Annotated in this window: 8 protein-coding genes, 2 tRNA genes and 1 pseudogene; 5 read left to right on the plus strand and 6 right to left on the minus strand. The window is 39.8% G+C overall.

Features of this window, described 5'->3' with window-relative positions:
* Positions 1-160 precede the first annotated feature (160 nt).
* Positions 161-309, plus strand: a pseudogene (locus CD126_RS12490) (IS30 family transposase); the annotation flags it as partial.
* A gap of 254 nt (positions 310-563) precedes the next feature.
* Here CD126_RS12490 and rlmH read toward each other — a convergent pair.
* Complete coding sequence (gene rlmH, locus CD126_RS09115; protein ID WP_088606530.1) at positions 564-1043, minus strand: 23S rRNA (pseudouridine(1915)-N(3))-methyltransferase RlmH; 480 nt, start codon at positions 1041-1043, stop codon at positions 564-566.
* Positions 1044-1550: 507 nt separating this feature from the next.
* The gene (locus CD126_RS09120; protein ID WP_002472777.1) at positions 1551-2351 is read right to left on the minus strand and encodes an MBL fold metallo-hydrolase; all 801 of its coding nucleotides are present in this window, start codon (positions 2349-2351) and stop codon (positions 1551-1553) included.
* Positions 2352-2938: 587 nt separating this feature from the next.
* On the opposite strand from CD126_RS09120, the gene CD126_RS09125 reads away from it, so the two are divergent.
* The gene (locus tag CD126_RS09125) at positions 2939-3763 is read left to right on the plus strand and encodes a DUF3100 domain-containing protein (RefSeq protein WP_049406291.1); all 825 of its coding nucleotides are present in this window, start codon (positions 2939-2941) and stop codon (positions 3761-3763) included.
* Complete coding sequence (locus tag CD126_RS09130) at positions 3747-4199, plus strand: hypothetical protein (protein ID WP_103370365.1); 453 nt, start codon at positions 3747-3749, stop codon at positions 4197-4199. The genes CD126_RS09125 and CD126_RS09130 overlap by 17 nt, the downstream gene beginning before the upstream one ends.
* 373 nt (positions 4200-4572) lie before the next feature.
* On the opposite strand, the gene CD126_RS09135 is transcribed toward CD126_RS09130, so the two are convergent.
* From CD126_RS09135 to yycF, 4 genes are read right to left on the minus strand one after another with little or no spacing between them, the layout of a single operon-like run.
* Positions 4573-5352 (minus strand): two-component system regulatory protein YycI, encoded by a 780-nt coding sequence (locus tag CD126_RS09135; RefSeq protein WP_103370366.1) that lies wholly within the window; start codon positions 5350-5352, stop codon positions 4573-4575.
* Complete coding sequence (locus CD126_RS09140; protein ID WP_103370367.1) at positions 5353-6690, minus strand: YycH family regulatory protein; 1338 nt, start codon at positions 6688-6690, stop codon at positions 5353-5355.
* Entirely contained in the window at positions 6680-8509 is a 1830-nt protein-coding gene (gene walK / locus CD126_RS09145) for a cell wall metabolism sensor histidine kinase WalK (RefSeq protein ID WP_049406283.1), read from the minus strand. The genes CD126_RS09140 and walK overlap by 11 nt, the downstream gene beginning before the upstream one ends.
* Before the next feature lie 12 nt (positions 8510-8521).
* Positions 8522-9226: a response regulator YycF gene (gene yycF / locus CD126_RS09150; protein ID WP_002472735.1), complete on the minus strand. Its 705-nt coding sequence runs from the start codon at positions 9224-9226 to the stop codon at positions 8522-8524.
* Positions 9227-9528: 302 nt separating this feature from the next.
* Here yycF and CD126_RS09155 point away from each other — a divergent pair.
* Together CD126_RS09155 and CD126_RS09160 are read left to right on the plus strand one after the other, a co-directional pair.
* Positions 9529-9603 (plus strand) — tRNA-Glu (locus CD126_RS09155).
* Positions 9604-9610: 7 nt separating this feature from the next.
* Positions 9611-9683 (plus strand) — tRNA-Asp (locus CD126_RS09160).
* Positions 9684-9877 lie beyond the last annotated feature (194 nt).

Consider the following 9877-nt stretch of genomic DNA (forward strand, 5'->3'; position numbering starts at 1 on the left):
AGATGTGTATAAGAGACAGCAATAAAGGAATGAGTTCACATAGCTTCATATGACGTAATTACGGCTTGACATATTAAGTATCAGATGATAAGTAATAAAATAAGATATTAAATCTCAATTCAATGTTGATATTTACATCGTTTATCTTTACTATACATGACAAAAAGACACGAATGAAAACTCTAACGGTTTACTTAGGTAATTATTCCCGAACGAACAGACTTAACCGAAGTAACTCAAGAAGAATTAGACTATGCTTTGAACGCAATTAACCATAGACCAAGAAAGTGTCTTAATTGGGACACTTAAACTTAGAAATGTTGCGCTTAAATTGACAATTCATCTATTATTAATAAAATCAAGAATTTGTCCCTGTTGTTCCTTTGTTAAATCCATACCTTCAAGCGAAAGATTTTTAGCGATTTGCTTGTTAACCTTTGAATCAATTGTACTCATATTATAGCCTCCTGATGATAATATTATACTATAGTCTCTTTAAAGTTACCGGTAGCCAAAAAATGTAATAAATCTAATACTTCTTATAAGATTAGTAATTTCTAACATCACTTATGATAACTTTCTCCACGCATAATCTTAAACGCACGATAGACTTGCTCGATTAAGACGACCCGCATCATTTGATGTGGAAAGGTCATCTTGCTAAATGAAAGTGCGTAATCACTGCGTTTTAAGACGTCCTGATGCAAGCCATTTGAACCTCCGATGATGAATGTGAAGTCGCTTTGACCTTGTGTCATGCGTCGATCCAGTTCTTTCGCAAGCCCTTCTGATGTCAGCATCTTTCCTTCAATTTCTAAAGTAATGACTGTGGATTGGGGTTTAATCTTATTAAGGAGACGCTCTCCTTCTTTCGCTTTCACTTGTTCAACCTCTTTGTCACTTAAGTTCTCAGGTGCTTTTTCGTCAGGCACCTCTACGATATCTATCTTCGTATAACTACCTAATCGTTTTTCGTATTCAGCGATGGCTTGTTTCCAGTATTTTTCTTTAAGCTTTCCCACTGCGAGTATAGTGATTTTCACAATTTGACCTCCTACACATGTTGATAATACTTGAGTTATCCTAGTTATCCACAAGTTATTCACTTGTTCACAGTATTCCCTCTTAGTTTTCTCTATTATACATAATGCATTTTACAAAATTTACGAGTTATACACAAAAAGAAAGTAATATCCTGTGGATTTGTGGATAAGTCTGTGAATAATGTGGGTATGTTATTGTGAATTGTTCACAACTCTGGATAACTCTGCACAATTTAGTGGATAACTTGCCGTCTGTCTTACATTTTTATTCACAACCTTAACGTTATTTTTACAATATTAAGGTTGAAACCTTATCCCATCACCTTTCTCCATCTTATTATCTTTATACAATAACGCTTTCACGTATGCAATGCGGTCATACTACCTACCGTCTTAAAGTTAAAAGTTTAAATTAAATCCGTATAATTCTTAATAAACTGAACTATTTTTATCCTCTAACTGCATAAAAAAACACGCCCTTACCACTAAGGACGTGCGCTCCACTTATTATAATGTATAAATCGGCGTCGCTTCCGCTTTATCTGTATCGCAAAGCTTCACTTCGTTATCTGAATCAATATCGTGCTCTTTCAACACTTGACCAACACTCATACGTGCTAAATCTTTCATGTTATTGTCTTGAGATAAGTGAGAAAGATAAATACGTTTCGTGTTATCAGTTATCACATCTGTCATCGCAAGACCCGCGTCTTCGTTCGATACGTGACCCATATCACTCAAGATACGTTGTTTCGTCTTCCATGGGTAGCGACACATGCGCAACATATCCACATCATGATTACTCTCGAACATAAAGGCGTCACTGCCTTTAATGATGCCTTTCATGCGATCTGAAACGTAACCTGTGTCAGTGAGAATCGTAAATTTCTTGCCGTTATTGTGGAACACGTAAAATTGTGGATCAATCGCATCATGTGACACATTAAAAGATTCCACATCAAATCCTGCAAGAGATTTCGTCTCATAAGGATTAAAAATGAATTTCTGATCCATTGGAATGCGACTGTCTTTCTTCTCAATTGCTGACCACGTCTTCTCATTCGCATATATCGGTAGTCCGTATTTACGAGCCAACACACCTAAACCTTTAATATGATCGGCATGTTCATGTGTGACGAGAATTCCATTGACGTTCTTAATTTCCTTATCAATTTGGCTAAAGAGCCCTTCCATCTTCTTGCCTGTTAATCCTGCATCGACCAACAAGCTTCCTTTATCACTTTCAACGTAAGTGGCATTTCCAGTACTACCACTCGCTAAGACACTCATTCGTATCAAGCGATTCACCCTTTCTCAAATTCCTAAATCTACCTATGTTATTTTTTGAAATTTATACTGCGGGCATACTACCTGCAGTGATACGGCAGTCTGACCTGTCTATCTTAAATATGCCTTAAACCCTTGTGTATTCAGCGATTAAGCTTTTATTAATAGTAAGCTTTACTATCGTATCTTTAAGCCTACTATTCCTTCATTTACGTCCATTTTTTAAATTAACAATCATATTATACTATATCAGTTTAAAAACTGCTTGAGCAATCAACCTGTTTCTTAGAAACATAAGAGAACAATTCTTAAAACTGTAATAAACAATCGCTTTAAAGATGACTCAAAACACTTTTGAGTGAACTAGGTTGTAATAAAAACCTATTTTTTCGAGCTAGCTAAACGAGAAAAAATGAGTTGAGCGTGACCACATAAGCAAGTGAGGATTGAAAAGTTGAAAACAAAAGAGTATTAAATACATCTTCATAAATTCCAAACTTTTCTTCACGACCCCCTTTTCTTTTTCAACAATTACCGTTAGACTAGAGTCATTATATTTTTAAAAATTCTTACTTTTTAGATAAATAGTAATAAAGGGGGACGTTTTTATGAATAAGCAAATACAACTTTGGAAAGATTGGAGACTTCATACGTTAACTTTCGTCATCGTGCTCATTTCAGAAGGTATCGGAACGCACAAATTTAATTTAGGACCCACGTCCCTCTTATTAATGCCCGTAGTCTACGCGGTTATCTTGGGTCTCATCGCGTATTTCACTCCGCTCGTCAAAAAGAAACAGGCTAAGAACGCTGAACCAATGGTATTTATCGCCGTCGCGCTACTCATCGCAAAGTTTGGTGTGGAAGCTGGGCCCGCACTACCTAAGATTATCGCTGCTGGACCGGCACTCATTCTGCAAGAACTTGGTAACCTAGCAACAATACTCATCTCACTGCCTATCGCAATCATGCTTGGCTTGAAACGTGAAACAATTGGAATGACACATTCTATTGGTCGCGAAGTTAATCTCGCACTCATCACTGAAAGATACAAGACGAACTCACCTGAGTGGCAAGGTGTGATGTCTATGTATATCTTCGGCACGATATTTGGGGCAATCTTCTTTAGTGTCTTCTCTAGCGTGCTCATCTCAATCTTGCCGCTTCACCCACTGTCATTTGCTATGGCTACTGGCGTAGGAAGTGGCGTAATGACGACTGCAGCTCTTGGGCCGCTGGTAGAAGCCTTTCCAGACCAAGCGAGCACACTTGCTGCATTCTCTGGTACAAGTAACTTACTGACATCTGTCACTGGACTATACATGGCAATCATCTTTGCTTTACCGTTGACTGAAAAATACTATGCACTGTTAACAAAAGTGAAAGGAAAATTCTCTCAAGTAAAGGGGTGGGACAATGACTTCTCAAATTAAGAATTGGAGCATGACGCTCGTTATCGTAGGATTAATTTCACTCATCAACAACTGGTTCGGTTATCATCATGGACCATTTAAAGCGCTACCAGGAATAGTGGCACTGATGGCGATTGCTTTCATCGGAATGCTCTTGGGACGTCTCATCCCGTTGAATATTCCAAGTATCGCCTACATCGGCGTCTTAGGCTTAATCCTGACGATTCCTGGTGTGCCAGGCGCTGCTCACATCGCACATTGGACGAAACAAGTTGATTTGATGGCACTTGCGACACCTGTGGTAGCTTATGCTGGCATCTCAATCGGTAACTCTTGGTTAGCCTTCCTCAAGCTCGGTTGGAGAACGATTATCGTCGGTATGGTCGTCTTGATTAGCACTTATGTAGGCTCAGCTGTCGTTGCAGATATTGTCCTACGTATTCAAGGCATTGTTTAATTCATTGCGAGTAAAATGCATTAACGATTCGTAACTGATGAATTCAAAATAACTCTTGCTATCTTGCGGACTAGTTATTTTTGAATAAGAAGACAACGCATTCTTCTATATAAATAAGAAGGATGACAAGCGTGGCATTTTGATTAAAGTATTTTAGCTGTTTCCGTAGACAATTCGATACCCTTGAAGGAACACGGTCGTAACGAAAATCCATTCTTTGAGCTCTAAGAGCGAAAAGTATTAGTTGAGTGCGTCCCCTTAAGCAAGCGAAAGCCTCCAAAAAACAAAATTTATTATTACGTAGCTAATCAAAAAGCGTACACACCGCATAACAGTGTGTACGCTTTCTTCATTTTCACGTATCATCCCTCAGCTACTCCTTAATAATCTTAGGATTATCAGAAATCGCCTCAACATAATACGTCTTCGTTTCATCTTGATGCTTCACAGTCACTTCCCAATTCGCTTGTAACACCTGTACATTCGGTTCACGTGCCACCGTGTAATAACCTAGACGAATTTGAGTGACTTCATCATTCCGCTTCAAGTAACGATTAAAATACATCGCCTCTAACGCTTTCTTTGCACTTATCACTTGCTTCGCATCATTATTCTCACCTTTAGAAGGTGCGATCGTCTTCATAGCGGACTGTTGATAACTTTTCGCTTTATCATTACCAATATTGAATGTCAGTCGAGCTTTCTTATTATTCATAATCGGATAGCCGCCGTAAGTTTGTTCAAACGTGGTACTTTTACTATCCATATCACTAAGCTGATAATGCTTGCCATCATAAACGTTCTTATTCACGTAATCCTTGAGATCCGAAACGTTGTCAGCACTCACGGGCACCTGCTTGTCGATATCTACCTTCACACGCGCGCCGTCATCCTCTGCATGCTTGTCAGAATTCCCTTTCGCCGCTTGAGTGAAATCATTGGACCGTGCCGTCAGTAGCTGCATCTTTATCCCATCGACACTTGGGATATCATTCGGCAGTTTAATCTGCTCTTGTTTAAAATTCACTTCGTTCTCTTCTTTACTCTCATGAATATGAGATTTCTTCACTTTGTCTACGTAAATGACGACGAGGCTGATGTTCACTAGAATAAATACTAAGATAAATAACGTCTTCGCATATTTCCAATTCATTTATTCTAGCCCCCCATCATTGTCATAGGCGTACCATTTGCCATCATATTCGATGTACCAATGTGGTTTGAACTCACTATTGCGTTGCACTTCGATATCATCTTTGTCAGGTTGATCGACGCGTTTGTAACCAATTGTGATGTTATTGACCTTTTCAAAATCAATATTTGGATTATTGGCCAAGGCTGAGCGTACTTTCTCGGCACCTTGCAGTTTCTCATCTTTCTCGCCACTATCAATCGTGACATTGGATTTCAGCAAGGCACGTGCATAGCTATAGATACCATCTTCGCTCCAGGAGACTTTCACTGTATTTAAGTCGCCTGAATTAAACGTCGGACGTCCGTTGAGGAACATCTGATATGTGAGTTCACCGGATTTGTTATCCGTATGGAACAGTCTAAAGTCATCTATGAAACCACCATGCTCGTTAATGTAATCAAACGTACCTGGAATCGTTTCATGCATATTCTTCGAAGTTGCTTTATCTTCAGACAAGTTGTTGTATTTATACTTCTCAGTCTTATTATCATAGTTTGCAACGCCTGTATTGTTGTTGTACGTGGTCGCTCCATTCTTCGCACTGCGCACGACGACGGAATCGTCGAAGAGTACGGAATTCATTTTATCCACACTAATGTGATTGTAAATTGTACGATAAGACTTCAGATGCTTCGGTGATTTCGGCGCAAAGATATGTGTCGCACTATCGATCGTATCTTTATTCGTAATCATCTCTGAATAAGGCTCCATGTCTTTCTTCAAGGCTGCAACTGTCTTATTGACCGAACTTGCTTTGGAAGACAACGTCATACGAACGACGTCATGTCGGTTTTTACTAATCGCATAGAGTTGAATCTTATCGTCATGCGACTGATCAATCAATAAGCGATTGAACTTAAAGTTGCTCGGCACTTTCGCACTGATGTTCAACACATCCCCGAGATACGTCGCTAGCGGCATGTCATAGGTGAAATCGAGCACGAGAAACTCATCGGTGAGATCAGGGATGATGAGGTTGTGATCGCTGTGCATCTGGTCTGAATGCGTCACGTGCTGATTCTTAAGCGGTTCCAGAACGGTCGACACGTTATGACGTGATGCGACCATACCTTCTGGATGATCCGCCTTCGAATAGATAATTTGATAAGGCGTGATGACCTCGCTCATATCCACGTTATTCGTCTTACCTATCGACTGTGAGGCGTGCTCTTTGTTCGCCTCTTTATCAACCGTTTGTAAGTCGGGCGTGAACTTCCATGTCATATAGGTCAGAACGAGGCTCATCAGCACAAGTAGGGCTAAGATGACCGTCTTGATATGTTCTTTACTCCGCATCCCAATCACCATCTTCTATGACTTCACATGGAAGCGTGATAAAGACTGACGTACCTTGGCCTTCGACACTGTTAGCCCATATACGACCATTGTGTGCCTCAACAATTTCTTTGGAAATCGCGAGACCGAGACCCGTACCACCCATTTTACGCGTACGAGCTTTGTCCACACGGTAGAAGCGGTCGAAGATCTTATCTACTTTATTGATTGGAATACCGATACCGTTATCCTTGATGCGAATCGTCATACGGTGGTAAACGGCATTCTGTTTCACGTGAAACTCAACCCGCTTCTCGCCACGAGAATATTTCATCGCATTAGTGATGACATTGTCGAACACTTGCGTCATCTTGTCTGGATCGATTTCGGTAAAAATAGTTTCATTCGGAATTTCACGTACGAACGTCGTATCTTTCGCCGACATCTCATGACGATTAATAATCTTGTTGATAAACATGTTAAAGTCGACAATCTCTTTCGTAATTTGATCGGATTCGTTATCCATACGTGAGAGTTGTAGTAAATCATTAACGAGACGAATCATTCGCTCTGTCTCTTCACGTGTCACGTTTAAGAAACTAGGCGCAATCTCTTCATCTCTCCAAGCACCTTCTTCGAGTGCTTCAATATAACTATTCATTGAGGTTAATGGCGTACGCAATTCGTGTGACACGTTCGCCACGAACTCACGACGTTCACGTTCAACTTGTTGTTGTTCAGTAACGTCGTGAAGCACGGCGATATAACCTGTCACGAAGCCTGTCTCTTGTACGATACGGCTAAAGTTAATTCGGGCAATGATGCCTTCCGCTTCGTTGATATCGAGCAAGAAACTATCGTTATTCTCTTGTATCTCGTCGAGTGAGAAATCTTCTTCTAGCTTTAAAATGTTAAGCATATGCTGACCGATAATTTCATCTTTCATCATGCCCATCATCTTCAATGCCATATCATTGACGATACGCACACGACCTCGACGATCGGTCGCAATAATACCATCACTCATGTGCGTGATGACAGAATCCAGTCGACGTTTCTCACTTTCTGTATTCGCTTGTGCCTCTTGAACACGTTTCGATAAGTTGTTGAACGCAAGGGCGAGCTCACCTATTTCGTCGTTACCATAAATCTTCACACGCTGCGTATAGTTACCTTTAGACATCTCAATCGTTTGGTTACGCATATCCGTAATCGGTTTCGTAATCGTACGCGCAATAAAGAAACCGAGCACAATCGTGATGATGAGTGAAATCGCCGTACCCACGATAAAGATTTGGTTGATATTATTCAGTTGGTCATACACGTTATTAATGTCTGATTCGATATAAATGTTGCCAATCGTACCTTTGCTTGTCTTCACAGGCAGATTGTAGACCCAGACACGTTGCTTACCATTACCGTAATCTTTAAGCACAGTATGACTGTTCGATTCACCTAGAGATAATGCTTTTTGAATCGAATTATCGTTCACTTTTTGATTTATTAGACTGCGGGTAGACTGCTTCGACGTCGCCACAATGATTTGATCTTTATCGATGAAGCGAATTTCTTCGATTTCTTGACGGTTCGCATACTCATTTAATAAGTTTTGAACTTCCTTTTGACTGTTGACCGATTTGTCATCTTGATAGACTTTCTCTATGCCAAGTTCAATCTGTTTCGCATATTGGGAAATATTACTTTTAAACGTTTGCGTCTGTTCTTTCTCCAAACTATTGGTAAAATACAATCCGATAATCTGCATACCAATAATAATGAGTAGGACATAGACGATTACCAGCTTAGTATGAAGTGATTGAAACTGTTTAAGCCATTTCATCTCAGACGACCTCTAGTCATGTTGTTGAAGGAAATATCCAACACCACGACGCGTCACAATATATTCTGGATGAGAAGGATCATCTTCAATTTTTTCACGTAAGCGACGAATCGTTACGTCTACAGTACGCACGTCACCAAAGTAATCATAGCCCCATACCGTTTGTAGCAAGTGTTCACGTGTCATTACTTGCCCCATGTGTTTAGATAGATAATGGAATAATTCGAATTCACGATGTGTTAATTCGATATTTTTACCACGCTTGCGAATGGAGTATGCATCAGGATAAACCACGATGTCTTTGATTGAAATTTCATTTGTCGCATTATCGTCTTCTTCTTGAGCTGGTTTAGAATAATGACGACGTAAGTTCGCTTTCACACGCGCGATAAGCTCACGTGTACTGAATGGTTTCGTTACGTAGTCATCTGCGCCTAACTCTAAGCCCAATACTTTATCAATCTCAGAGTCTTTCGCCGTTAACATAATGATCGGCATTTCATATTTCTTACGGACTTCACGACATACTTCCATACCATCACGTCCAGGAAGCATGATGTCGAGTAAGACGATGTCCGGTTCTTCATCATAGATTAAGTCCACTGCGTCATTACCGTCGTATGCACAGTGCACTTCATAACCTTCTTTCTTCAAATTAAATTCTAAAATATCTGCAATTGGTTTTTCGTCATCAACTACTACAACTTTTCTAGCCATAATTTAAACCTCATTTCTCAATTGTAGTACGCATAGATTTATTATTTCATATGTCTCTACTTTATAATTTACCATTAAAGCTATACTAATTCTATGATTCAACGTAAGAAACATATAATAGTAGATTCTCTCATGATATCATCTCTGGTGTCTTTTCAGAAAAGTTATGATTGATGATCCTTAGCTAGAATTCAGTCTCGCTCCCCTTTATTTTTTCTGTATTAAATTTTTGTGAAAGAATTTTAAAAAAGTGCTTGTCATCTCGTTAGAGAGTTGCTATAATTTATCTTGTGCTTAAGAACGGCTCCTTGGTCAAGCGGTTAAGACACTGCCCTTTCACGGCAGTAACACGGGTTCGAGTCCCGTAGGAGTCACCATTGAGTTGGTCCCGTAGTGTAGCGGTTAACACGCCTGCCTGTCACGCAGGAGATCGCGGGTTCGATTCCCGTCGGGACCGTAGATGCTCACCCAATAGGGTGGGCATATTTTTTTGCGCTTTTTTAACTTTAGATAGCGATCTCCTAAAGTTTCATTATATAGTCTTCTTTCGTCAACTTCTCACCACCTTATATTCACTCTCCTTTTATAAAAGTAATCTAACTACATTTTGAAGAATCCCTCCTATTTATTTGCTGTCTCTTATACACATCT

Origin of the sequence: Staphylococcus pettenkoferi (assembly GCF_002902685.1) — a bacterium.
Taxonomy (GTDB): domain Bacteria; phylum Bacillota; class Bacilli; order Staphylococcales; family Staphylococcaceae; genus Staphylococcus; species Staphylococcus pettenkoferi.